25 protein-coding genes are annotated in these 25,606 nt (G+C 47.8%); 14 read left to right on the forward strand and 11 right to left on the reverse strand.

All coding sequences use genetic code 11. The features are described 5' to 3' along the window. Nucleotides 1-84 precede the first annotated feature (84 nt). Both NNC77_RS14165 and NNC77_RS14170 read right to left on the reverse strand, forming a co-directional pair. Nucleotides 85-588: a DUF3990 domain-containing protein gene (locus NNC77_RS14165; protein WP_254971476.1), complete on the reverse strand. Its 504-nt coding sequence runs from the start codon at nt 586-588 to the stop codon at nt 85-87. Further along, nucleotides 585-836 carry a DUF3791 domain-containing protein gene (locus tag NNC77_RS14170; protein ID WP_117728104.1) on the reverse strand — a complete coding sequence of 84 codons (252 nt, stop codon included), beginning with the start codon at nt 834-836 and terminating at the stop codon, nt 585-587. Before NNC77_RS14170 ends, NNC77_RS14165 begins: the two co-directional genes overlap by 4 nt. Nucleotides 837-1,841: 1,005 nt before the next feature. On the opposite strand from NNC77_RS14170, the gene NNC77_RS14175 reads away from it, so the two are divergent. Then, complete coding sequence (locus tag NNC77_RS14175; protein WP_118065261.1) at nt 1,842-2,405, forward strand: HU family DNA-binding protein; 564 nt, start codon at nt 1,842-1,844, stop codon at nt 2,403-2,405. Between the two features lie 73 nt (nt 2,406-2,478). Further along, complete coding sequence (locus NNC77_RS14180; protein ID WP_153113243.1) at nt 2,479-2,577, forward strand: smalltalk protein; 99 nt, start codon at nt 2,479-2,481, stop codon at nt 2,575-2,577. 98 nt (nt 2,578-2,675) lie between these two features. Here the strand turns inward: NNC77_RS14180 and NNC77_RS14185 are convergent, their stop codons facing one another. Together NNC77_RS14185 and NNC77_RS14190 are read right to left on the reverse strand one after the other, a co-directional pair. Then, a complete protein-coding gene (locus NNC77_RS14185; RefSeq protein WP_254971478.1) occupies nt 2,676-3,428 on the reverse strand; it encodes a NigD1/NigD2 family lipoprotein in 753 nt (250 codons plus the stop codon). Nucleotides 3,429-3,530: 102 nt separating this feature from the next. Next, nucleotides 3,531-5,300 carry a TonB-dependent receptor domain-containing protein gene (locus tag NNC77_RS14190; protein WP_254971480.1) on the reverse strand — a complete coding sequence of 590 codons (1,770 nt, stop codon included), beginning with the start codon at nt 5,298-5,300 and terminating at the stop codon, nt 3,531-3,533. Nucleotides 5,301-5,575: 275 nt separating this feature from the next. On the opposite strand from NNC77_RS14190, the gene NNC77_RS14195 reads away from it, so the two are divergent. The 3 genes from NNC77_RS14195 (at nt 5,576) to NNC77_RS14205 (ending at nt 10,270) form a co-directional block, all read left to right on the forward strand. Beyond that, nucleotides 5,576-8,032, forward strand: a complete 2,457-nt coding sequence (locus NNC77_RS14195) for a C10 family peptidase (RefSeq protein ID WP_254971481.1) — start codon at nt 5,576-5,578, stop codon at nt 8,030-8,032. A 342-nt stretch (nt 8,033-8,374) separates the two neighbouring features. Then, nucleotides 8,375-9,424: a C10 family peptidase gene (locus tag NNC77_RS14200; RefSeq protein WP_254971483.1), complete on the forward strand. Its 1,050-nt coding sequence runs from the start codon at nt 8,375-8,377 to the stop codon at nt 9,422-9,424. Beyond that, nucleotides 9,425-10,270, forward strand: coding sequence for a hypothetical protein (locus NNC77_RS14205; RefSeq protein WP_254971484.1), 846 nt, complete (start codon nt 9,425-9,427; stop codon nt 10,268-10,270). 131 nt (nt 10,271-10,401) lie between these two features. Here NNC77_RS14205 and NNC77_RS14210 read toward each other — a convergent pair whose 3' ends face one another. The 3 genes from NNC77_RS14210 to NNC77_RS14220 form a co-directional block, all read right to left on the reverse strand. Continuing rightward, nucleotides 10,402-11,310: an AEC family transporter gene (locus tag NNC77_RS14210; RefSeq protein ID WP_254971486.1), complete on the reverse strand. Its 909-nt coding sequence runs from the start codon at nt 11,308-11,310 to the stop codon at nt 10,402-10,404. Nucleotides 11,311-11,393: 83 nt separating this feature from the next. Continuing rightward, nucleotides 11,394-12,269 (reverse strand): carbon-nitrogen hydrolase, encoded by an 876-nt coding sequence (locus NNC77_RS14215; RefSeq protein WP_254971488.1) that lies wholly within the window; start codon nt 12,267-12,269, stop codon nt 11,394-11,396. A 29-nt stretch (nt 12,270-12,298) separates the two neighbouring features. After that, on the reverse strand, nt 12,299-13,444 hold the full coding sequence (locus NNC77_RS14220; RefSeq protein ID WP_254971490.1) for an agmatine deiminase family protein: 1,146 nt from the start codon (nt 13,442-13,444) through the stop codon (nt 12,299-12,301). 276 nt (nt 13,445-13,720) lie between these two features. Between NNC77_RS14220 and NNC77_RS14225 the strand changes: the two genes are divergently transcribed. After that, complete coding sequence (locus NNC77_RS14225) at nt 13,721-14,512, forward strand: Nif3-like dinuclear metal center hexameric protein (RefSeq protein WP_200758269.1); 792 nt, start codon at nt 13,721-13,723, stop codon at nt 14,510-14,512. A gap of 66 nt (nt 14,513-14,578) precedes the next feature. Further along, nucleotides 14,579-15,406: a zinc ribbon domain-containing protein gene (locus tag NNC77_RS14230; protein WP_117728080.1), complete on the forward strand. Its 828-nt coding sequence runs from the start codon at nt 14,579-14,581 to the stop codon at nt 15,404-15,406. Nucleotides 15,407-15,505: 99 nt separating this feature from the next. On the opposite strand, the gene NNC77_RS14235 is transcribed toward NNC77_RS14230, so the two are convergent. From NNC77_RS14235 to NNC77_RS14245, 3 genes are all read right to left on the reverse strand, one after another. Continuing rightward, nucleotides 15,506-16,357: a TerB family tellurite resistance protein gene (locus NNC77_RS14235; protein ID WP_234563626.1), complete on the reverse strand. Its 852-nt coding sequence runs from the start codon at nt 16,355-16,357 to the stop codon at nt 15,506-15,508. Nucleotides 16,358-16,360: 3 nt separating this feature from the next. Beyond that, nucleotides 16,361-16,828: a MaoC family dehydratase gene (locus NNC77_RS14240; protein ID WP_006847353.1), complete on the reverse strand. Its 468-nt coding sequence runs from the start codon at nt 16,826-16,828 to the stop codon at nt 16,361-16,363. A 102-nt stretch (nt 16,829-16,930) separates the two neighbouring features. Beyond that, nucleotides 16,931-18,184: a nucleotide sugar dehydrogenase gene (locus NNC77_RS14245; protein WP_117692217.1), complete on the reverse strand. Its 1,254-nt coding sequence runs from the start codon at nt 18,182-18,184 to the stop codon at nt 16,931-16,933. Nucleotides 18,185-18,338: 154 nt separating this feature from the next. Between NNC77_RS14245 and NNC77_RS14250 the strand changes: the two genes are divergently transcribed. Further along, entirely contained in the window at nt 18,339-18,476 is a 138-nt protein-coding gene (locus NNC77_RS14250) for a hypothetical protein (protein WP_254971492.1), read from the forward strand. A gap of 86 nt (nt 18,477-18,562) precedes the next feature. Here the strand turns inward: NNC77_RS14250 and NNC77_RS14255 are convergent, their stop codons facing one another. Then, the gene (locus NNC77_RS14255) at nt 18,563-19,021 is read right to left on the reverse strand and encodes a type I restriction enzyme HsdR N-terminal domain-containing protein (protein ID WP_022120899.1); all 459 of its coding nucleotides are present in this window, start codon (nt 19,019-19,021) and stop codon (nt 18,563-18,565) included. Nucleotides 19,022-19,274: 253 nt separating this feature from the next. On the opposite strand from NNC77_RS14255, the gene holA reads away from it, so the two are divergent. The 6 genes from holA (at nt 19,275) to NNC77_RS14285 (ending at nt 25,596) form a co-directional block, all read left to right on the forward strand. Beyond that, nucleotides 19,275-20,303, forward strand: coding sequence for a DNA polymerase III subunit delta (gene holA, locus NNC77_RS14260; RefSeq protein ID WP_254971494.1), 1,029 nt, complete (start codon nt 19,275-19,277; stop codon nt 20,301-20,303). 1,022 nt (nt 20,304-21,325) lie between these two features. After that, complete coding sequence (locus NNC77_RS14265) at nt 21,326-21,871, forward strand: helix-turn-helix transcriptional regulator (RefSeq protein ID WP_254971496.1); 546 nt, start codon at nt 21,326-21,328, stop codon at nt 21,869-21,871. 195 nt (nt 21,872-22,066) lie between these two features. Next, a complete protein-coding gene (locus tag NNC77_RS14270) occupies nt 22,067-22,843 on the forward strand; it encodes a dihydroorotate dehydrogenase electron transfer subunit (RefSeq protein ID WP_117692222.1) in 777 nt (258 codons plus the stop codon). Between the two features lie 121 nt (nt 22,844-22,964). Next, nucleotides 22,965-23,873: a dihydroorotate dehydrogenase gene (locus NNC77_RS14275; RefSeq protein ID WP_117692223.1), complete on the forward strand. Its 909-nt coding sequence runs from the start codon at nt 22,965-22,967 to the stop codon at nt 23,871-23,873. Nucleotides 23,874-23,987: 114 nt separating this feature from the next. Continuing rightward, a complete protein-coding gene (locus NNC77_RS14280; RefSeq protein WP_006847364.1) occupies nt 23,988-24,269 on the forward strand; it encodes a hypothetical protein in 282 nt (93 codons plus the stop codon). A 493-nt stretch (nt 24,270-24,762) separates the two neighbouring features. Then, the gene (locus NNC77_RS14285) at nt 24,763-25,596 is read left to right on the forward strand and encodes a prephenate dehydratase (protein WP_006847366.1); all 834 of its coding nucleotides are present in this window, start codon (nt 24,763-24,765) and stop codon (nt 25,594-25,596) included. Nucleotides 25,597-25,606: the final 10 nt, after the last annotated feature.

Here is a 25,606-nt window from a genome sequence, read left to right on the forward strand (position 1 = left end):
AGCTTAGAGAACTATAAAGTTACTGATAATCAGCCACTTAACCAAATTTTATTAGTTATATTACGTTAATTAACTCTCTCATTTTCAATCGATTACATAAGAATTAACAGAGTATTGATTATATACTAAGTATTTATTGATGAGAGTTTGATTGAGTAAGCAAATCTGATTGTTGGGCTTATGAAATATTAACTGCTGTAGGGCTGATTCTGCATCGTAAAACCCTGTCATGTATAGGTTTACGGTATCGATTACTCGGTCGTTAGCGATACCTCCTTCTACATAATCGTAATCTCTGGCAGGGTTTTCGCCCCGTCTGTTGGCAACAATGAAGTCTAGCCAGTCTTTATCGTATGCGGTAAATATCTTGCAGCGAGCTTCTGCGAGAATAGCATCCCTATCTAGAGTGTAGATATTGAGTAGGGGTTGTGCTGCTCTTTTTTCGGCTATGGTTTTAGCCCATTTGATTGCCTGATCCTTTAAATCGGTTACATAGAAGCCTTGGCCAAAGTCTAACCTTGGTCTTACAACATGATTAAGTGGAGCTTCTATAATTTCTGTAGCTCCATGATAAACAGTTATTTTCATCTGTCTTTCTTCTCCCAATTAGTTAGACACTCAATGATATCTTCTATAAGATACTCTCGACTTTCGGTGTGGAGCGTATCGTAGTGGGGCAGAATGAACTTGTTGATTAAATCAACCTTTCTCATTCTTTCGTATATTTCAATATATGGTACCCCGAGCTTTCTTGCAGCTCCCTCAACGCATGAAGCAGCGAATGCGAGCTTGATTTCTTCTAGGGGTAATTGTATTCTGTTGTTTTCTTGTTTCATATTTTCGTCCTTTCCTGCAAAGATAATGCAAAAATAAGCAATATTTCTCTTTTCTGCAAGTTTTTGGGGGATTTCTTTTGTGTTTTCGTGAGAAAGATTAATTTTGTATCGAATAAAATTCGAGACCATTTACCGCATAGAGCGGTACGTTAGTAACCCAATTTATTCTTCCATTTCAGAAGTTCATTGATAGCTAATCTTTCCATAATCCGTATCTTAAAATCACATTTTATGAGGGAATAATCACCTATTATCCCACATTTTATGAGGGAATAACGCTGCAAATATACACATTTTATGAGGGAATCCTATCATGTTTTTGCACATTTTATGGGGGAACACCCATTTTTTAACTGATTTTAAAGGATGAAAAATGAAGTATCTACTCAGCAGCACCCCCTATGGGCATGAGCGTATCCCCCTAATAACCTCCAGGGGGTAGGGTGATTCCTTTTTTCTTTACAAAACAGGATGGATGGAGAAGGAGAGGAGAAGGATTGAGAGAGGCGTTACAGTTGTGACAGTTGTGACAGTTGTGACAGTTTTCAGGGGAGGGGTATATGAAATCGGGCTGCTTTCAAATTGTTATTATTATATTTAACTTATTATATATATAATTATATATATAATAAGTTACCTCTAAAGAGAGGGAGGTGGGGGTAGGCGCTGAAAACTGTCACAACTGTCACAACTGTCACACTTGGGAGGTGGAAATGGGTTCGGTTGTTGATGATGGATTTCTTGCTTCCTGCTGTTTTCGGGATAAGAAAGCATAGAGAAACTTTTTACATCACATAGTTTTCTCGCCCGATAAATTATGAGTTGGCAAGATTAACCAGATGTGCCCGAAGTGTTAAATTCGTTTAACATAACTCTGCAGGGTGAAATTTGGTAGTATCAGAAAATTGCTGTACCTTTGCACTGTCGTTAGAAGAAAGGCTTGCGCACCCCCAAGCAGCAAGTAAACAAGTAACATTTATATTAACCCTTTAATAATTTAAGATCATGGAACAGAAAGGAACATTGAAGTATCGTAAGTTGCAGCGTACACCACAGAGCGGCGAGAACGCAGGTAAGAAAAAGTGGTATGCCACTGCGGTAACCGACCGCGAGGTGGATTTCGAGGGATTCGTATCCCACATCTCTGACCACGGTTCGCCTTACTCCCGAGGTACTATCCACGGTGTGCTGATGGATGCACTCGACCATCTGCAGGAGTTGATTCTCGACGGCAAGAGCGTGCGTCTCTCTGATCTCGGTCTGTTCTCTATCGGTATGACTTCGAAGGCGGAGGATACCAAGGAGAAGGTAACGGCTGCCAGCGTAGAGGGTGTACACCTGATTGTGAGAAACACAAAAAGCTGGAGCAACTCCGAGCTGCGCAAGAAGTGCAAGATTCAGGAGTACGGCGGCTATACCGGCACCGACGAGGGTGGCACCTCTGGTGGTACTTCTGGTGGTACCTCTGGCGGCACTGAACAAGGCGGCACCAGCCAGGGCGGCTCCGGAACTACCGGCGGCGGCTCTCAGCCAGGCGGCTCTCAGGAAGGCGGCGACGGGCTTGAATAAAGCCCTCGCCTGAGGCCAACCCCCACCAAGTCAACATTCAACATTCAACATTCAACATTCAACATTCAACATTATGAAAGCAAGTACCTGGAAAACAATTTTGCAGATTGCAATCTCCTTCCTTACAGCCATCGCTACCACCCTCGGTGTAACAAGCTGCAGCAGCTTTTAAAGGTAAAAAGGTAAAAAAGTAAAAAGGTAAAAAAAAGCCCCGATGCATCGATGCATCGGGGCTTTTGCTTTTATCTGCTTTATCTGCTTTTTCTTCGTTTATCGGATATCTCTTCCTTCCTGGCTGTATCCTTCGAGCATCTTCGGGCTGCTGATAGGTTTGCGCGAACAGTAGTCGAAATCTACCTTCTTATAGCCCTTGCTGGAACGCCAGCGGATGGTAAGCTTCACTGTCTTGCCTTCGGTATCAGGCACGGCTCCGTTCAGATTGAACGCTACGAGGGCATCACGCCAGTAGTTCTGAGGGTCGCCATTGGCATTGTGGCGCAACTCTACCTCGTAAGGATTCTCAGGATTCACACCCGTAACGAGGTTGATGTAATGCACCTTCTGACCGCCCCAGAGAGCACGGAAACGGAGAGTGAGATAACCATCTTCTGCCACCGTTACCCAGTCGCGCACGATTTCTACCAGATTGTTGCCATACTTCTCGCTGTTCTCGGTATCTGAACCGAGCGACGGAACCGGCTTCTTGGTCAGGATGCTGTCTATCCAGTTGACGTGAATCACCTGGTTATACTTCTCGCTCTTCTCCGAGGTCTGCGTGTAGTTAACCAGGGCGCGAACCTCCTTGCCGTCAAAGATGGTAGGTTTCAGGTTCTTGGCGAGCAGCGTGGTGTTGTCGTCGAGCTGCAGATAGCAGGCATCGCCACTCTTCTTCACGGTTACCAGTGCGTTAGGGAAAACGCGGTCCCAGTCGGTATCGTTATCGTTATCGCACGACTGGAATGTGAGGGCCGACAGGAGCATCATCGCTGCCAGCCCGATCTTCTTGAAATCAATTTTTCTCATATATAATGTTCCTTTCTTTTTATTGTTTCACTTTCTGATAATAAAATAAGAAAGGAACAGAAATCTTGCTTCTGATTTAGAAAAAGATTGTTAAAAGCTCAATTAAAAATAATACGTGCAGCCGATGGTGGCAGCGCGGTTGCCGAAGTGCTGGCTCGCCATATCGTGGAAGCGGCCTTCGAGCGTCCAGTGCTTGCCCAGATTCTTGTATACCCCTACTTCGGCATAGAGATTAGCCGGGGTGTAGGCATCGCTGCGGCGGCGGGTGCACCAGATGAGATTGCCCGTAAAGCGCCAGCCATCGGCCATTGTGAGCTGCGGTGCCAACTTGAATACGGCAAAATGGTTGTATTCTGCATTGCGCTGCTGAGCCTCCTCTGAAGGGGTTTCGCTGCGCTGCCAGAAGTAGTTGACACCGGCTGTGAGGCGCAGGATGCCCTTATGCCAGAAGGCGGTGGAGCCGATGCCGAGTGTATTGTCGTGGATGGCGCTGAACAGGTGCTGGTGGATGTTCTTTACCGAGGTGCTGAGCACGAAGGCTGGGCGGCTGTAGGTATGCTTGAGCTCTACCACATTCGCCATGCTGTTGACGATATCGGCGGTATAAACCGGCTGCCAGGCGCCCTCCATATCGCCCGCGGTTACGAAATCGCCAAACTCGGGATTGAAGATGCGGCGGCAGTAGGTGGCCTGCAGGGTATGACCCGGCGTGAAGCGGTAATAGGCGCTCGCCGAGTAGATATGGTTGTGGGTGGTATGCTTCCAGTGCTCTTCCGGCGCAATCTGCTTAGGACGGAAGTTGATGATGCGGAAGCGGTCGCCTGCCATGAATCCCCACTTGCCGATGTTGTAATCCAGCTGGGCGTAGAAATCCTGGTAGTTGGAATGGTTGATGTAATCGGCGACGCAGTTCTTCTCGATGGAGAGTCCGCCCTCGAAACCTGCCGTAATCCAGAGATCAGAGGTGATGACCGGAGTGGCGTATTCTATCACCATGAAGGGGTAGGTAGAGTGGTTCTGGTAGGGCGCAGTCTGGGTTTCTTCCTGCGTGCGTCCGTTGTCGCTGATATGCTCGGCACCGAGGGTAAAGAGGATGCTGGAGCCGTTGTCGGCGAGCGTGCGGGTATAGTCGGCCTGCAGATGATAGGCGCGCACGTAATCGGCTGGGGTGTGGGTGAAATGGTTGCGGGTATAGGTCTGCATCGCATCTATTTCGAGCACATCCTTCGCGGTAGGTGTCCAGAGCAGATTGAGTTTGGCGCCCTCGTGGGAGTAGTGGTTCACGGTGGTGCTTGAGATGCCCTGGTAGGCATCCTTATCGCTGCTGGAGGTGCGCTGGAAGTTGCCTTCTACATGACTGAGCACACGGAGTTTATCCTGCTGGCTGATGACGCTGGCGATGCCTTTTGCGCCGCCGTAGGTATCACCGAAGAGTCCCCATCTGCCGGTGGTTCCGTTCTCCTTCTTGCGCAGTGTGATGTCGATGACTTTCTTCAGACTGCTGCATCCCTTCATCACTTCGGCGTTCTGGCACACCTTGATGGTTTCAATCTCGCGCGCCTTGAAATGGTGGAGGAAGGTGGCGTAATCGAGTCCGTATTCCTGGTTGTCGATACGGATGACGAACTTGCCGTAGAGGTTGGAGAATGGATCTCCGCCGATGATGTTGTTGCCGTCGAGTGAGATGACTTCCGGGCACATCATGAGCACATCGAGGAGTGATTCTTCGCCTGTGAGTTCCATTTCTGGAATATGCATGATGTATCTGTCGCCGATATGTTCTATCGGGGCGGCTTGAGTCTGGTAAGTAGTGCTGGCCATCGCGAGTGCGATGATGAGCAGGCTTTTCTTCGTACTGTTGTTTATCTTCATTTTTTTCTAATTTATATTATTGGTAAAAAGGATTGCTTCGTGCCAAATTTACTTGCAAAGATAAGGCAAAAATCGGGGAATAACGAAATTTGGATGATTTTTTTTCCGTTCAATGCGTAAAAAGGGGTGTCATTGCGTAAAAAAGTGGAGAACGGGGCAAAAAAGAGAGCGTAAAACTTGCGTGGTATTTAAAAAAACATTATCTTTGCAAAAGAACAAAGAATTTTCTAAGAACTATACATATTATATAATAACCCTTAAAAAGATAAGAACTTATGAAGCGACTATTACACATTCAATTTCTATTGGTATTGTTGCTGGCGCTGGGATACTCTCCTCTGCAGGCCAAGCGAATCACACAGTGGCAGGCTCAACAGCAGGCTTACAGCTTCTGGGGAAAACAGATGCCGCAGAAGGCAAGGGCGAAGAGCCGCACGGCTACTACTGCATCGCGCTCGGATGCTTACTATGTATTTAACAACGATGCAGGCGGATTCGTCATTATCGCTGGTGATGATGCCGTAACGCCAGTCTTGGGCTATACTTCAACGGGATCATTTGATGCCGAGAATCTGCCTGACGGACTGAAGGATCTGCTGAAGAGCTATGAGCGGCAGATTGCGGCGCTGGGCGACAACTATGTAGCGAACCAGACTGCCACGAGAGCCGGTTTTACAGGCGAAAACCTGCTCAATACCGCAAAATGGAACCAGGGCAATCCATTCAATAAGTATACGCCAAACAACTATGTAACAGGCTGTGTGGCAACGGCTGGTGCCATCGTAATGAAGCACCACGGATATCCTGCCAAGGGCACCGGAAGCCATTCTTATACCTGGAACGGCAAGACCTGGACTGCCAATTTCGAGCACGATTATGATTGGGCAAACATGCCTGCCAAATATGACGGCACCAACGATGCCGCTTTCGACGGCGTGGCAAGACTGATGGCAGACCTCGGTGTGGCAGTGGAGATGCAGTATAATAAGGACGGAAGCGGTGCGTATATCGGCAACCTGGTAACCGCCCTTCAGAAGTATTTCGGCTACAGCAAACTTTCGCATCTGATGGCAATAGAAGATGTGGGTGCAGAGGCATGGAACGGCAGACTGCGCGAGGAGATTGATGCCAACCGCCCTGTGCTCTATGCTGCTTCTGACCCAGCTGGTGGCGGTCATGCCTTCGTAATTGATGGATACAAGGACGAAAGTTTCAGCGTAAACTGGGGCTGGGGTGGCTATTGTGATGGCTTCTACCAGATTGGAGCCCTGAATCCGGAAAGCGCAGGCAAGCCGACGGGCGATAAGTATAATGTAGGTCAATCGGCAGTATTCGGCATGGAACCTTCTGATGGCACGGAGAAAATCTCTGGCATGGGATTCATGACAAATGTAGGTCGGTTTCATATACTGAATATGAATATCACCGATGTGAAGAAGGGGCAGAAGGTTGGCATCTTCTGTGCGCCAATCGGTAATACGGGAGACCAGCCGTTTACCGGAAAAGTAGACGTAGCGCTGATGAATGCGAAGGGCGAGATGCGGAAAATCGTAACATCCAGCCCTCTGACTATTGATGATTTAGACCCTGGTTATTATTATTCGTCTCCGTCTTTCAATTTTGTGAGTACAGTGGATGCAGAACCGGGTGATTATCTGGCTATTGTGGCAAAGGAAAATGGCTCTTCGGAATATATAGAGTTGTATGATTCGAACTTCGAGAGATTGCGTCTGCCGGCAACCGGATATAAGCCTCTTACGTTTGAGGTAAGTACGAAAATGGGCGACGGGGCTACATTCCAGCTAGCAGGCACGGGATATAATTCTTCCTACAATTTCTATAATGGCAAGCCGGTTATCGGTGCCTGGTACTATTATTATCTGACGGTAGATGAGGGCATCTCACAGTATTTCGTAGAATTGAACGGAAAGCTGATGGATGATGTTAAACTGGGTACTACAGTCTATCCGAATTCTTTCAGAGGAATAGAACCGGTTTATGATCTCGTGGTGACCACTTATCGCAACTATCAGGAGAAGGAGTTGGTTATCAACCTGGAGAAGGCGGGACAGCTGAAGCAAACACTTGCCAAGGAAAACCCTGACTATCTTGTTTACAGAAATATCAAGGTGAACGGCGAGATAGACAAGCGCGACTTTGATGAGCTGGCGAGCCATTATTTCAAGAGCATCGACCTGAGCGGTGCCAAGGTGGTGGCTTATGAGGACAGCAAGGCTGATATGGTTCCTAAATATGCATTTGAAGGCAATGCCACTCTGGAGAGTTTCAAGATGTCTGCAGGTGTCAAGGAGTTAGGTTCCAATGCCTTTATGTACACCAAACTGAAGGAAATTGATTTACCTGAGACGATAGAGGAATTCGGCCGCAACACATTCAATGCCTGCTTCGAATTGAAGAATGTATATATGCGTCATAAGGAGGCACCTTACTGGATAAACTGGTGTGTATTTGCCGCCAAGGGTGATATAACCCGCACGCTGCATCTCTATCCGGGCAGCAAGGCAAAGTATGAGGCTCATCAGTATACCCAGAACTGGATTGTATACTTTGATAATGTGGTAGAGGATCTGGAGCCTACCGGCATCCATTCTGTAACATTGGATAAGAAGCCAGGCAATGCTGCCATTTACGACCTGAACGGCCGCCGCATAACTGAGGCTATGAAGAAGGGCGTATACATCAAGAATGGCAAGAAAATTAGCGCGAAGTAATGTTGAGTGTTGAGTGTTGAATGTTGAGTGTTGAATATTACAATTAAAAGATAGGAATCCCCTGGTGCTTTCTGTGGCATCAGGGGATTTTTTTCGCTTAATACGTAAAAAGAGGGGGGCAATACATAAAAAATGAGGGTAGGGACGAAAAAAAGTGCGAAAAAACTTGTTTGGTACGAATATTTTTCGTATATTTGCAGCAGAACAAAGTATTTAAAAAACTACAGAAGCCCGATATTCAGGCTGGGCTTATTCAGGTGGATTTATACAAGTGAACTTATATCAGGATATATATTAGGATATATAGAGAATATTTAGTAAATTATTAAACAACAAGAACTAATGAAACGAAAATTACACTTTAAAAACATATTGGCATTGTTGCTGCTGCTGGTATATTCTCCTTCGGAGGCTAAGCGGATAACTCAATGGCAGGCACAGCAGCAGGCTTATAGCTTCTGGGGAAAACAGATGCCGCAGAAAGCTAGAGCCAAGAGCCGGACGGCTAATACCGCATCGCGCTCTGATGCTTATTATGTTTTCAACAATGACGCAGGCGGATTCGTCATTATAGCAGGTGACGACGCAGTAGCGCCAGTTTTGGGGTATACCTCAACAGGAACATTTGATGCAGGAAATCTGCCCGACGGATTGAAGGACCTGCTCAAGAGTTATGAACGGCAGATAGCAGCGCTGGCTAACAGCAATCAGGCGAACCAGACTGCCACAAGAACCGGTTTCAGCGGCGAAAAGCTGCTCAATACCGCGAAATGGGACCAGATGGCTCCATTCAACAAGTACACGCCAAACAAATATCCGGTTGGCTGTGCGGCTACGGCTGGTGCCATCGTGATGCAGTATCACGGTTATCCTGCCAAGGGCACCGGAAGCCATTCCTATAAATGGGACGGCAAGACCCTGACTGCCCAATTCGAGCACGAATATGATTGGGCAAACATGCCTGCGCGATATGACGGAACCAACGCTGCTGACTTCGACGGCGTGGCAAGGCTCATGTCAGACCTCGGTGTGGCTGTGGATATGCAGTATGCTGAAGACGGTAGCGGTTCGTATATAAGCGATCTGGTGGCCGCCATGCAGAAGTATTTCGGCTACAGCAAGATTTCGCATCAGATGTCAATAGAAGCTGGGAGCGCAGAGGAATGGAACGAAAAGTTGCGCGGAGAGATTGATGCCAACCGTCCTGTGCTCTATGCTGCATTCGACTCTATTGGTGGCGGTCATGCCTTCGTGATAGATGGTTACAAGGACGATAGCTTCAGCGTAAACTGGGGCTGGGGCGGTCTTTGCAACGGGTTCTACCATATAGGAGCCCTCAATCCGCAAAACGAAGAAGGAAAGCCAGTTGCCAGTCGGTATAACGTTGGCTAGATGGCAGTATTCGGCATGGAGCCATCTGACGGAAAGGAAAAAATCTCTGATATGAGATTCACGAAGATGACTGACTATCTTCAGGAAATGAATATGAATGTTACTGATGTGAAGAAGGGACAGAAATGTATCGTCTTTTCAGTACCAATCAAAAATGAAGGAAAACAGAACTTTGACGGAGTACTTGCCATGGCTCTGATGAATGCTAAGGGCGAGATTCGGGAGATTATATCATCCAGCACCAAGACGATTAAAGATTTTGGACGGGGCTACATCTATCCTAAATTGGTCTTTACGGTTCTGAGTACTGTAGATGCAGAACCGGGTGATTATCTGGCTGTTGTGGCTAAGAGAAATGGCTCGGAGGAGTATATGGAACTGTATGGTCAGGACTTTGAGAGACTGCGTCTGCCGGCAACCGGATACGAACCTCGCACATTTGAGGTGAGAACCAAAATAGGAGAAGGTGTAACATTCGAGGAAGCAGGAAGCCAGTATAATCCTTCCCGCAATTTCTATAATGGCAAACCTGTCATCGGCTCCACTTATTACTATTATCTGACGGTGGATGAAGGCGTATCAAAGTATTATGCACTGGTGGATGGTAAATTGGCTGAAAACATCGTGTTTGGTGCTGGAAGCGTGAACAGCGTAAGAGGTCTTGAACCGGTTTATGAACTCGAGGTAAGGACTTACCGCAACCTGGAGTCTACCGGCATCCATTCTGTAACATCGGATCAGGAGACCGGAAATGATGCCATTTATGACCTGAGCGGCCGCCGCATTACGGGGGCTATGAAGAAGGGTATATACATCAAGAATGGCAAGAAATTCTGCGTGAGATAATGATTAGTGATTAGTGATTAATGATTAGTGATTAGTGATTAATGATTAGTGATTAGTGATTAATGATTAGTGATTAATGAATTATATAAAAATCCCCTGGTGACTTTGTGGCATCAGGGGATTTTTTCTCGTTACGAAAAGAGAAGGGTGATCAGTGGGATGGTGATGATGCTGCCAACCGTGGTGATGAACGTCATCTCGGTGATGAGCGAAGGATTGCGGCCGTATTTCAGACAGAACATCGTGCCGAAACTCGCTACGGGCATCGCTATAACCACCGTATTGATATCGTTGACCTGATCGCTTACACCACATACCTTGAACAGAAAATAAATGCTCAGAGGTACTACCACAAGACGCAAGAACGAGGAGAGGTATACCTTAGGACTGCCGATAATCTCCTTCACCGGCAACTTAGCCATCGAGGAACCAATAATCATCAGGGCTGCCGGAACCGTAATGTTGCCCACCATCGTTACCGGACGCGCAATGATATCAGGCGTATGAACCCCGAAAGCTACCAGGAGGGCGGCAACAAAGGCACCCAGAAGAGCCGGAGAAAACAGCACCTTAGGATTGAACTGCTTGATACAGTACTCGCCCTTGATGAGCATGACACCTGCCGTAAAAATAAAAAAGGTGTTCGGCATGTTGAGCAAGGCGGCATAAAAAATGGCCTTCGGACCGAATATGCTCGAAACGATAGGGTAGCCGATGAAACCTACGTTGGCAAACATCAGCGCAAAACCTATCATGCCCTGGTCATCATGATTGCGTGTGATGAGACGCGGCACCCAGAAACCGAATACCAGCAAAAGGATGTAGGTAAGGAAACCTACGCCCAGGAGGGGAAGGATGAGCGTGCGGTCGGGCAGCTCATCGCCCATTACTGACGAGAGCACCAGCAGAGGACAGGTGATATCTACCACCATGCTGGATAGCTTCTTGTCAAACTTGTCGCCCATATATCCCAACTTGCAGGCGACGTAACCTAAAATCACGATGATGAAAAGTATCACCATCACTTCCAAATTCTCCATTTATCCTGAAAATCTATACCTTATATATATATATATGTATGCCGGAATCCCGATATTCTCTCGGAATTTCCGGCAAAAATGGGTTAATCGATAAATCGCCTGGTAATATCCCCGTAGTTCTCGATGCGGCGGTCGCGGAGGAATGGCCACCAGCGGCGCACATTCTCGCTGTGCTTCAGGTCGATATCTACTACCAGGCTCTCTTCTTCCTGATCGCTGGCACGGTAGTAGAGCTCGCCCTGAGGACCGGCTACGAAACTGCTGCCCCAGAACTGGATGCCCTCGGTCTGACCGCTAGGATCAGGCTCGAAACCTACGCGGTTTACAGCGATGACTGGCAATCCGTTGGCTACTGCATGGCCTCGCATCACGGTAGTCCACGCCTCGCGCTGGCGCTGCTGCTCCTCCTCGGTATCATAGGTAGCATAGCCGATGGCGGTAGGATAGATGAGCATTTCGGCTCCCTGCAGCGCCATCAGACGGGCTGCTTCGGGATACCACTGGTCCCAGCAAACCAGCACGCCGAGCTTGCCTACAGAGGTCTGGATAGGGTGGAAACCGAGGTCGCCCGGTGTGAAATAGAACTTCTCGTAGTAGGCAGGATCGTCGGGGATGTGCATCTTGCGGTATTTTCCGGCAATGCTTCCATCCTTCTCCATCACTACCGCCGTATTGTGGTAGAGCCCCGGAGCGCGGCGCTCGAAGAGGGAGGTGACGATGACGACGCCGAGATCCTTGGCAAGCTTGCCGTAGAAATCGGTCGAAGGGCCCGGAATAGGCTCTGCCAGGTCGAAGAGGTCAACATTCTCTACCTGACAGAAATAGAGGGAGTTATGAAGCTCCTGAAGCACGATGAGCTCTGCGCCGCGATGGGCGAGGTCGATGATGCCTTCTGCCAGGCGCTGCTTGTTGTTGGCGATATCTGCCGTATTATGAAGTTGTAATAAACCGACGTTCATTTTTTACTTTTAATGTTAAATGTTTAATGTTAAATGTTGAATGTTGAGTGTTGAGTGTTGAATTTTGAGTCTCTGAGGGCTCCCTCGGGCAACTGCATGGTGATGCAGTGGATGCTGCCGTGCTGGCGGATGATGGTCTGCGAATCTACGCCGATGATTTCACGGTCGGGGAAGGCGAGCTGAATCTGCTTGCGTGCCTCCTCGTCCTTTTCCGGCTGATTGTAGGTGGGATAAATCACCGCCTTGTTGAGTATCAGGAAGTTGGCGTAGGTGGCTGGCAGTCGGTCTCCCTCGCTCTCAGGGTTGGTGGTGAGGCAGTCGCCCTCATCATAGATAGGGTCGGGCATCGGCAGTTTGAGCAAGCGGTAAGGGTATCCCTCCCAGGTGAAGAGGCCTTTGAGCTGCTTCTCCAACGCCTGAAAGTCTTCATACTGCTCATCTTCCGGATTATCGCAGCCTACATATAATAAGGTGTCGTGTGGAGCCACTCTCACGATGGTGTCGATGTGGCCGTCGGTATCATCGCCTATCAGATTGCCGTGATCCAGCCAGACGACTCTCTTGAGCTGGAAGAAAGTCTGCAGCAGATGGTCGATGCTGTCGTGGTCGAGCGGCTGGTTGCGGTGAGGCGCCAGCAGGCACTGAGAGGTGGTGAAGAGTGTACCCTTTCCGTCGCTCTCGATGCTGCCTCCTTCGAGCACGAAGCCCTGGTGGTTCTCTATATCGGCATTGAAGGCTGCCTGATAGTATAGTTGCAGGGTGATGGCATTATCCTTCTCCCATCTGAACTTTTCGCCCCAGCCGTTGAACTTAAAGTCGAGTATGCGGTAAGGCACCATCCAGGTGTTCTGCTTTTTGCGCAGCACCATGGTGAGGGGGCCGTGGTCGCGCACCCAGGTATCATTGCTTTCTACCTCGTAGAGCAGCACGCGGCTCATCTGTTCGGCAGAGAGCTTTTTCTTGAGCTGGTATCGGGTGGCAGGCACATCGGGTGTAGCCACAAGCAGCTGCTCGTAGCGCGTGATGATATCTGCCAGTTCGAGATAAGTATCTGTAATTTCAGGCAGATACGGCTTCCAGTCGGTGCCGGCATGTGGCCAGGTGAGCATGATGGCGCTCTGTGGCTCCCATTCGGCAGGGAGTGCGAAATCGCAGGGTAATGTAGATTGATGCATAAGCTATACTATTTTTATGATACGATGTTCTATACCAATTTATTATACTCTGTTCTTCATCGGGAACCTTTCCTTGGGGGACGGGCTCCGTTCTGCTTTTATGAAGTATGCTTGCAAAATTAATAAAAAATCTACAACTATCGGCTGTTTTTGTGAAATATTTTGCGCAAAAGCGAAACTTTGTATTAAAAAAGTTTAAACAGAGGGCTGTATGGAGATAAAATCGGGGAAAAATGAGTAACTTTGCAGTCTAAAAATAAAATATTGAATAGGAGCGTGAAAATAAAACAGGTAGTTGATGCCCTTGAACATTACGCGCCTCTGCCCTTGCAGGAAGGATATGATAATGCCGGCCTGCAAGTTGGATTGACAGAGGCGGTAGAAATGTCAGGGGCATTGTTGTGTCTTGACGTTACTGAAGCCGTGGTTGAAGAGGCAATCCAGAAGGGCTGTAACCTCATCGTGAGTCATCATCCGCTGATATTCCGCAAACTGGCGAGAATCTCGGACGAGAACTACGTGCAGCGTACCGTGCGCAAGGCGATTAAGAATGATATTACCATCGTGGCGATGCATACCAACATGGATGCGGCTGCGGGCGGCGTGAACTTCAAAATTGCCGAGAAACTGGGACTGCGAAACGTGCAGTTCTTTGCTGGCGAGAAGGAAGTGGACGGCGTGAAAGGTGGCGAGGGCGTCATCGGAGAGGTGGCTGAGGACCTGGCAGCCGACGATTTGGTGCTGATGCTTAAGGAGCGGTTTGGCGTGGAGTGCGTGCAGTGTAACCAGTTGCTTCGCCGTCCTATCAGGAAGGTGGCACTCTGCGGTGGAGCAGGTGCTTTCTTGCTCGACGCAGCCATCAAGGCAGGTGCCGATGCCTTCATCACGGGCGAGATGAGCTATCACGAGTATTTCGGCCACGAACAGGAGATTCAGATCTGCGTCATCGGCCACTATCAGAGTGAGCAGTTTACGGGCGAAATCTTCCGCAGCATCATCCAGGAGAATTTCCCAGATGCCAAATGCTGCATCTCGGAGATAAATACGAATCCGATATTGTATTTATAAGTTGGAAGGGCGCAAGCCTCATTCAACATTCAACATTTAACATTCAACATTAAAAAAAATAAAGTTATGGCAAAGAAAGATCCTACAGATTTGACAGTGGAAGAGAAGTTGAAGGCTCTCTATCAGCTTCAGACCACCTTGTCTGCAATTGATGAAAAGCGTGCGTTGAGAGGTGAGTTGCCTCTCGAAGTTCAGGATTTGGAAGACGATATTGCTGGTCTTACCACCCGTATCGAGAAAATCCAGACCGATATTGAGCAGTTTGACCGCGCCATCGATCAGAAGCAGCACGAGATTGAGGAGGCTCAGGCTAGCGTGGAGCGTTATAAGAAGCAGCTCGAAATGGTTAGCAACAACCGCGAGTATGATACTTTGAGCAAGGAAATCGAGTTCCAGGAGCTGGAAATCGAACTTTGCAGCAAGAAGATCCGCGAGGCGCAGCAGACAATCAACGAGCGCCTGTACGACCTTCACAAGGCTGAGGACCAGAAGGCAGACCGCGAGAAGGGCTTGGTAATGAAGCGTTCTGAGCTTGAGTCAATCATGGCTGAAACCCGTGAGGAAGAGGAGAATTTGAAGGAGAAGGCATTCGAGCTCGAGAAGAAGATTGAGCCACGTTTGCTCCAGAGCTTCAAGCGCATCCGTAATGGTGCCCGCAACGGTTTGGGTATCGTTTACGTGCAGCGTGATGCATGTGGCGGTTGCTTCAACAAGATTCCACCTCAGCGCCAGCTCGATATCAAGATGCACAAGAAGATTATCCCTTGTGAGTATTGTGGCCGTATCCTCATCGACCCAGAATTGGCTGGTGTTAAGATTGAGTCTCCTAAGACTGAGGAGAAGCCAAAGCGCAAGCGCGCTATCCGCAGAAGAAAGACAGAGGATGAGGATTAAAAAATACAATGAAGGCTCGCCAAAATTGCTTGGCGAGCCTTTATTTTTTCCCGTTTCAGGCAGATGAGAAATCTGTCTTTTTTTCTAGATTCCTCTTTTTTAGATTCCTCTAGCCTTGTAGATGCGGTCTTTGGCGTCGTTGATTTCCTGGAATTTCTTCTCGGCTGCACGGCGCACATCTTCGCCTAGGGCTGCTACCTTGTCAGGATGATGCTTGAGCGCCATCTTGCGGTATGCGGCCTTCACCTCATCGTTTGAGGCGTCAGGACTGATTCCCAGAACACGGTAGGCGTCATCCAGACTGCCTGTTGAAGAAGCCCCGCTCTCCAGGTTCAGCATCTGGTCTACATCCTCGGCAGAAAGACCCATGTGGATGGCCATCTCCTTGAGTGCCTGAATCTCCTGAGAATTCACAACTCCATCGGCCTGGGCTATCATGACGAGGAAATTGAGCAACTGCAGGCGCTGCTCATACATCATGTTGGAACGTATCTGATGACAGCTGTCCTGTATCACCGAACGGTACTGCTGCATGCCCATCTGCTTCTGCTGTTCGAAGAGTTTGAGGAGGATTTCCTCGCCCTGCTGCTTGGCTGCCTCGCCGAAATTCTGACGCAGGAAGCGGCGCACCATCTCCATCTCGGAATGCATGATCTTGCCATCTGCATTGATGATATAGGAGCTGAGCACCAGCAGCGAGAACATGAAGGAGTTTCGCTCTCCCTCATAGCTCTGCTGGCGGCTGTAGCCCTGGTTGCCGAAGCCCTGGCGGCCGTTGTGCTGCTGGCCGCTGTAGGCATCGTAGGCGTTGTTGTAATGGTGGTCGCCGTCGCGGTTTACCGCATCCAGCCCGTGCTCAAAGAGGGAACCGAGGGCATAACCTGCCAGGGCTCCCAGCGGACCGGCTGTGATGAAACCTAGCACACCACCAATCCATTTACCTGCTGCCATCTTTTAGTTGTTGAAATAGTAGAGGAAAGAAGCGATGCCTGAGAGGGCTGGCTTGCGCTGACCTTCTATTTCGATGTCAAACTTGATGCTGGTCTTGCAGATGCCACGGATGTTCTGGATGTCGTGGAGAGTGGCTACCAGGCGCACGCGTGAACCGGTGATGACTGGCTGACCGAACTTCATCTTGTCCATGCCGTAGTTTACGAGCATCTTGAGGTTGTTTACCTCGATAATCTGCTGCCAGAGGTATGGGAGTACAGAGAGGGTGAGGTAACCGTGAGCGATGGTGCTGTGGTAAGGGCTCTCTACCTTGGCGCGCTCTACGTCTACGTGGATCCACTGTGGGTCGAGTGTAGCGTCTGCGAACTTGTTGATACGGTCCTGGTCAATCTGCAACCAGTCTGATTCTCCTAACTTCTCACCGAGGTGAGATGCAAATTCCTCGTAGGAATTGATTACTAATTTTGCCATTTCTTATTTTTCTCTTTATTATAAATATTATTGTTTCCTATATTCCGTCTTCAGCTTCCAGCTTTCAACTGTTAACTTTTAACTATTAACTTTCAGTTCAGATCAGTCTCTTCTGAAAATATCGCGGGTGTAAACCTTTTCTTCCACATCATCCAGACACTTGTCATACCGGTTGGCGATGATGGCCTGGCTCTGCTGCTTGAAGGCATCCAGGTTGTTTACGATGCGGCTTCCGAAGAAGGTGGTTCCGTCTTTCAGCGTAGGTTCGTAGATGATGACCTGCGCGCCCTTTGCCTTGATGCGCTTCATCACACCCTGTATGCTGCTCTGGCGGAAGTTGTCGCTGTTGCTCTTCATCGTGAGGCGGTATACGCCGATGGTGCAAGGCTTCTCTTCCTCCTCGCTGAAGTTGTTCTGGTTGGCATAATCGTAGTAGCCGGCCATGTTCAGCACGCGGTCGGCGATGAAATCCTTGCGGGTACGGTTGCTCTCTACAATCGCCTGAATCAGGTTCTCAGGCACATCGGCATAGTTGGCGAGCAGCTGCTTGGTATCTTTCGGCAGACAGTAGCCGCCGTATCCGAAGGAAGGGTTGTTGTAGAAGGTGCCGATGCGAGGGTCCAGACCCACTCCGTCGATAATCGCCTTGGTGTCGAGGCCTTTCATTTCGGCGTAGGTATCCAGCTCGTTGAAGTAGCTCACGCGCAGGGCGAGGTAGGTGTTGGCGAAGAGTTTCACCGCCTCTGCCTCGGTAAGTCCCATGAACAGGGTTTCTATGTCTTGCTTGATGGCTCCCTCTTTCAGCAGTTCTGCAAAGGTGCGGGCTGACTGGTCCAGTCGCTCGTCACCGTTTGGTCTGCCCACGATGATGCGGCTCGGGTAGAGGTTGTCGTAGAGTGCCTTGCTCTCGCGCAGGAATTCGGGAGCGAAGATGATGTTCTTGCTGCCCGTCTTCTGGCGGATGCTTTCGGTGTAGCCTACCGGGATGGTGCTCTTGATGACCATGATGGCATCGGGATTCACCTGCATCACCAGGCGGATGACTTCTTCTACGTGCGAGGTGTCGAAGTAGTTTTTCACCGGATCATAGTTGGTTGGTGTGGCAATCACTACGAAGTCGGCATCCTTATAGGCTTCTTCTCCATCGGTTGTGGCTTTGAGGTTGAGTTCCTTTTCTGCCAGATACTTCTCTATGTATTCGTCCTGGATAGGCGAGCGGCGTGAGTTGATGAGCTCCACCTTTTCGGGAATCACGTCTACTGCCACCACCTCATGATGCTGGCTCAGCAGGGTAGCGATGCTCAGGCCTACATATCCTGTTCCGGCTACGGCTATTTTTATCTTTTTATTCTCCATTTCTTTCTGTTCTTTTAGGCAGTCTATACCTTAATATATATATATTAGTTGCAAAGATAATGCAAACGAGAGCAATGAAAGCTTGCTTTCAAATTGCCGAGTGCAGCTTATCTTATGCAAAGATAGTATAAAAGGAGGAGACTACAAAATGAAAATGGGTTTTTTATTAAAAAATAACGCGAGAAGGGGGATGGGAGAGGAAGGAGTGCTCAAAAAGGGGGAGGAAAAGGAGTACTCAAAAAGGGAGAGGAAAAGGAGGCAGAAAAAGGCCTCCAAAATTCGCGAATTCTAAAACAGATGGCCGGTTGGGCGGAAATTCGCAAATTTTGAAGGCTGGGGAAACTCTGTTTAAAAACTTCCGGACTGGCCCCGATGCTCTCATAATGTCAATAAATCGGAATAATCGGGAATGGTCTCTAAAAATACATATTTTTTACTTTCATAATCCATCTTGCAGATGTAATGCTCCAGCCCGTTGCTCACCACCAGAAAGTCGACATGGAGCAGGAGATTGTAGACCGAAATCTGGTCGAACACTTTCTGTGTGATGGGAATATGGGGTGCTTTGTACTCGATAATCATGCGGGGCTGTAGCTCACGGGAGTAGAGCACACTGTCGGCGCGCAGCACCTTGTCGCCACATTTCAGCTGGATTTCGTTGGCGAGCAGCGAGGCAGGATACCCCTTGTGCTCGATGAGAAAATGAACGAAATGCTGGCGCACCCACTCTTCGGGAGTGAGCGTGATGAACTTCCGGCGCAGCACATCCAGTATCTGGGGATGCTGTTTTGAGCCCGAAACCTTGATGTCGAAAGATGGCAAATTTAAGCGAATCATTTTTTCTATACCTTATTATATATATGATGATGTTTCTTCCCCCGTCTTATGATAGGGTTTCTTTTGGTCTTTTAACCATATCTCTTTTTTAAAAACTACCTATTTTATATAGGCAGTTCAATTTATTTTTTGTAACTTTGCAGTCGAAGTGCAGCAGAAAACTGCACCTCAGAAAACTGCGAACCAGGAGGCGGAGCAAATGCTTGTCCGCACCTCCGAGTTTGCTGGGTGCAAAGTTACAAAAAATAATCCAATGGTAGAAAAGAAAAATGCAATAAGTTACGAGTCTATCATGAAAGATCTGAAGGCTCGAAAGTATTCGCCCGTCTATGTTCTGATGGGCGAGGAACCTTTTTATATAGATAAGATCTGCGACTACATTTCTGAAAATGTGCTCCAGCCCGAGGAGCGTGACTTCAATCAGACGGTGGTTTTCGGAGCTGATGTTACGGGTGCGCAAGTGGCAGATTTGTGCAAGGGCTACCCGATGATGGCGGAGTATAGAGTGGTGGTTGTGAAAGAGGCTCAGAATTTGCGGAATTTGGAAGCGCTCGAGAAGTACCTCGAAAATCCGGTAAAAACAACCATCCTTGTTTTCTGTCATAAAAACGGCAAGCTCGACAGTCGTAAAAAGTTTTCTGCCCTCGCTGCCAAGGCGGGTGTGGTTTTTGAGAGCAAGAAACTCTACGACCGAAATCTGCCGGGCTTCATCGAGACATATCTCAAGACCCGCAAGGCAACCATAGAACCCAAGGCTACTCAGATGGTGGCTGATCATGTGGGAGCAGATTTGCACCGACTCACTTCCGAGCTCGACAAACTGCTCATTTCTCTTCCAGAGAATGACCGGCGTGTTACTCCGGAGATTGTGGAGCGAGAAATAGGGGTGAGCAAAGACTTCAATGCCTTCGAACTGAGAAGTGCCATCATCAGCCGCGATGTGTTCAAGGCAAATCAGATAATAAATTATTTTGACAGCAATCCGAAGAGCGGTTCTCTCTTCACGCTTCTCCCGATGCTCTTTACTTATTTCCAAAACCTGATGATTGCTTATTATGCACCCAACAGGCAGAACGAAAATGAGCTCGCAAAATTCCTGGATTTGCGCGGAGCTTGGGCGGCGCGCGAATATATTACAGGAATGAGGAACTATACGGGCGTGAAAGTGATGGCGATTATTGAGAAGTTTAAGGAGGTGGATGCGAAGATAAAGGGACTGGATAATCCATCCACTCCGGTGGGTGAACTGATGAAAGAACTCATCTTTTTTATCCTTCACTGATGCTGAAGAGCGTGGTGGGGGAGAGTAGGCGAGCTCCTGCTGAGAGTTTTCTCTCGGCAGGAGCTCGTTTTCGTTTTCGGCCTTCTTTGCCGCCTGTTTCCAGAAAGCAGCCAACTAGCGTTTAGCATTATAAATTTGCCCCAAATAGGTGATTTTCGGCTCTTTTTGGGGCGCTTACCTGGGCTCATTTTGGGCGATTTTTGGGCAAAAATGGGGGATTTAAGTGATTTTTTGAGCTAGATGCCCATTTTTCTGCTTCGCCTGAAAATAGACTTAACTTTGTTGGTTATCAGTAACTTAGCTAAATTAACCCTCTTCATTATTCGCGAATTTGCCCGTTTCCTTGCCGATGGGCTGGAATACGCTAGAAATGGAAAAATTAGCCATTTCCTGTTGTCTGAAATCGGTCGTTTGCATTTGTTAAGGTTTACGTTTCCTAAGTTTATGTTTTTAAATTCATAAATCAGAACGTGTGATTTTGGTTTATAAACATAAATACAAGAAAACTAAATACACGAATTTATGTTTTATATTTATAAAAATAAAGGTAAAACAGGGTGTTTATGGTTATGAATGAATAAATATTCATGCTATATTTTAAATTTGTAAGTAGCGGAAACTCAGTTAGTTATGTATTTTTGGTTGTTTTATAAACCATAAACTTTTACATAGGTGTGGGGGAAATATTGCATAAATCGCTCTATATGCCTTTATTTAGGCAGTTTATGGTATGAATAACCAGTGATTTAGCCTAAATCTATAAAGAAAAGGTTCGTCATATATTTTGATTGATAGGTTTATATTTATAAAGTTAAACCTAAAAACCGGATGGTGAAGTGAGTGCGATTTAAATTTATAAATAGAAATCTAAAGTTTAAAAATCTAAATTTATTCAGAAATGTTTGGTTATTCTAAATTTTTGCTTTATCTTTGTAAAATCAACCGAAAAAGGGCCCAAAAGTGGCTTGTTCGGAAATAAAACATCGTATCAGTAGAAAAATGAACGCTAAAAATTTTAGAGCATGAAAGATAGAATCAGACAGCTGATGGAGGACCAACACCTCACTCAGCAAAACTTCGCTCAGATGATCGGAATCTCGACCGCTACGCTGAGCAATATTTTCAACGGGAAGACCAATCCATCGCTCAGCATTGTGGATGGCATCCATAAGAGTTTTCCTCAGGTAAACGTTTATTGGGTACTCTACGGTACTCCTCCTATGTATCAGAACCAGGCTTCCCAGGGTGGCAGCGAAGAGGGTGCTGCAGACATGTATCAGGGCGTTACGGATGGAGCAGCCGGTGGTGCTGAGGGGATGAAGCAGGGCAGTCAGCCTTCTGGAGCCGCCTCTGCCGAGCCTATGCTCGATTTTGGAGCCGAAGGAGCCGCAGCCTCCCCTACTTCTCCCTCGCTCTTTGACCAGCCTCAAATGCAGGGTGTAAATCGTACACCTAAAAATATCGCCCAAGCGGCGGTAAAATATGTAGACAAACCGCAAAGAAAGATTACCGAAATCCGTATTTTCTACGATGATCAGACCTGGGAAACCTTCGTTCCTAAGAAATAAAGTAGGGATTGGAGAACCCTAAAACAAACACATAGGAGCGGCGATAGAGAAAAAATATCTCTTTTCTTTTCGTAAATTCGGATTTTTGATGTACCTTTGCATCGTAGAAACGTAGGTGGGCGTAACCGGAAGCTACGCGTACCTATTATAATATACGTACATTATATAATAAGCATTTTAAAAATTAGCAATAAGATGAAAAAATATGTTCTCGACCTCAAGGTGGTTTCTGTAGAGGCGCTTAGCGATAAGCATGTTTTGATTAAGCTTACCGATGAGAAACCTTTGCCTGAAATCTTGCCTGGCCAATTCGTAGAAGTAAGAGTAGACCATTCGCCTACTACCATGCTTCGCCGTCCTATCTCCATCAATTTCGTGGATCGTGAAAATAATCAGCTCTGGCTGCTTGTAGCAATGGTGGGCGACGGTACCCGTCAGCTCGGACAGCTCAAGGAGGGCGATGTGCTCAACTGTATGCTGCCTCTCGGCAACGGCTTCACCATGCCTACCGAGAAGAGCCAGAAATATCTGCTCGTAGGTGGTGGCGTAGGTGTGGCTCCGCTCCTCTATTTCGGAAAACTCATCAAGGATTTCGGGGCTGATGTTACTTTCCTTCTGGGTGCACGCAAGGCTACGGATCTGCTCGAACTGGATGAGTTTGCCAAGATCGGAAAGGTATGCATCACTACCGAGGATGGTTCGGCTGGCGAGGTAGGTTTCGTTACCAACCACTCTGTTCTGGAGAACGAGAAGTTTGATATGATTTCTACCTGCGGACCTAAGCCGATGATGGTGAGCGTGGCTCGCTTTGCCAAGAAGGCTGGCGTGGAGTGTGAGGTTTCTCTCGAGAACAAGATGGCGTGCGGCGTGGGCGCTTGCCTCTGCTGCGTAGAGAAAACTACCGAGGGTAACCAGTGCGTCTGCAAGGATGGACCTGTCATCAACATCAAGAAACTTACTTGGGAAATCTAATTGAGTGAAGAACGAAGAACGAAGAGTGAAGAATTCGTTTGGAAACGAAGAACGAAGAGTGAAGAACGAAGAATTCTCTTGTCTTTGTTTGTAAAACATTTTTAAGTAAAAACAGAAGATTATGGCTGATTTAAGTGTAAAGATAAAGGATTTGGAGTTGAAGAACCCTGTGATGACTGCATCGGGTACTTTCGGCTACGGATTGGAATTTGCCGATTTCGTTCCTCTGGAGGAGATTGGCGGTATTATCGTGAAGGGCACTACCCTGGAACCGCGCGAGGGAAACGACTATCCGCGTATGGCTGAAACGCCTCAGGGCATGCTCAACTGCGTAGGTTTGCAGAACAAGGGTGTGGAGTATTTCTGCTCTCACATTTATCCTCAGATCAAGGACATTGATACCAATATGATTGTCAACGTGAGCGGACATTCGCCTGAGAGTTATGCTGAGTGTGCGGCGCGCATCAACGAGCTGGATAAGATTCCTGCCATAGAGCTGAACATCTCCTGTCCTAACGTGAAGGATGGCGGCATGGCTTTCGGTGTAACCTGCGAGGGTGCAGCCAGCGTGGTGAAGGCGGTGAGAAAGGTTTATAAGAAGACCCTCATCGTGAAGCTTTCGCCTAATGTTACCAGCATTGCCGACATCGCCCGTGCCGTGGAGGCTGAGGGTGCCGATTCTGTTTCGCTCATCAACACGCTGATGGGTATGGCGGTGGACATTGAGAAGCGCCAGCCTCTCTTGAGCATCCGCACGGGTGGTTTGAGTGGTCCTTGCGTTAAGCCTGTTGCCCTGCGCATGGTTTGGGATGTGGCTCATGCCGTAAACATTCCGGTTGTTGGTCTGGGCGGCATTTCTTCTGCCAAGGATGCCATTGAGTTCCTGATGTGCGGTGCTACGGCCATTGAGATTGGTACAGCCAACTTCATTGATCCTGCGGTTACGAAGAAGGTGAAGGATGGAATCAACGAGTGGCTTGATGCTCACGGATGCAAGAGTGTGACTGAGATTATCGGGGCCATCAAGTAAATGACACCTTATTATAATAAGGAGTGGCTCATACCTTGACACCCTGTTTTAGGGTGTCAAGTGGGTTAACTCCATGATATACAATAGAATAACTTTTCGTAAAAATATAAGGTTATGGATTTGAACCAGATAAACCCTGTTCTGTTGCTTGCTACGCTGACGCAGCAGATTGTAGAGCAGGAGAAAGAATTGGCAGAACAGAAGGATTCTGCGGAACACTCGTCTGTAAAAGCCTCTCTGAGCGCGAATCTCCTGAAGCGCGGCAATCTGCTGATGCAGATGGGCGACAAGGATGGTGCCGGAAAGGACATGAAGCGCTACCTGGAGCTGAACCCGGAGAAAGTAGGGGAGCTGACAGGAGAATTCAAGGCTGAAGGCAGAGAACATTGCAGATAAAGGAAGGGGCTTGCCTCACGGATTCCGGTGTTGCGTCTCTCCCTAGCGCCTAGCTTTTGAGTACATTTTTCTGCATTTTTCCGTATTCTGATGATAAAAATCGGGCGAAAATATGTTTTTTAGCATAAAATATAAGGAAAATGAAGAAAAATATATCAAATTGTTTGGCAATATCAAAGAAAAATGTTACTTTTGCAGTCGAGTTGAGATTTTTGCAAGTCGAAACTCGAAATCTGAGCACTGCCTGCTCCTTATATAATAAAGGAGAAACGGGCTCGGAAAGAACAAAAGTGAGTAACATATAAAATGTAAAGACAATGAAGAAGTTTAACGCATTCTTTTTTAGCTATTACTTTTACTTTGCAAATAATTGTAAAGCGGGAAGTTGCGTGTAAATTTCAACTTAGGATATTAGATTCTTGAAATCATCGAAACGGTCCCGCTCTTATTGAGTAGGACCGTTTTTCGTAACATTAGACAAGATAAAAGAAACATGAAGAGAATAGCAATTCAAGGAGAGCTGGGATCTTTCCACGACATTACCGCCCACCAGTATTTCGAGGGCGAACAGATTGAAATCATCTGTTGTGCTACCTTTGAAGAGGTGTTCGAAAACATCAAGCGCGACCCTACTGTAGTAGGCATCTGCGCCATTGAAAACACCATTGCGGGCAGCCTGCTCCACAATTACGAACTGCTCCGGCAGAGCGGAACCACCGTGGTAGGCGAACACAAGCTCCATATAGAGCACAGCATCTGCTGTCTGCCAGAAGACGACTGGAGCACCCTGCAGGAGGTTCACTCCCATCCGGTAGCCCTCATGCAGTGCGGCAAATTCCTAGCCAACCATCCCGACCTCAAGGCGGTGGAGGCAGAAGATACCGCAGGCTCGGCAGCCTACATCGCCCAGCACAAGGTAAGGGGATGGGCAGCCATCTGCTCTTCTTACGCTGCCCACATGTACGGCATGAAGGTGCTGCAGGAAGACATCCACGACAATCCGCACAACTACACCCGGTTTCTCGTGGTCTGCAATCCCCAGAAGGCAGCCCTGCTCCGTCCCATCGAAAAGGCCAACAAGGCGAGCATCGTCTTCAGTCTGGCTCACGATAAGGGATCGCTCTCCAAGGTGCTCACCATCCTGAGTTTCTACGACATCAATCTCACCAAGATCCAGTCGCTGCCAAACATCGGACATGAGTGGGAATACCTCTTCTACGTAGACCTCACCTTCGACAACCTGACCCGATACCGCCAGAGCATCGACGCCATTACGCCACTCGTGAAGAAAATAAAGGTGTTGGGAGAATATGAGGAGAAAGAATAGTTGATAGTTA

The sequence above is a fragment of the Segatella copri genome (assembly GCF_024330485.1).
Classification (GTDB): domain Bacteria; phylum Bacteroidota; class Bacteroidia; order Bacteroidales; family Bacteroidaceae; genus Prevotella; species Prevotella copri_L.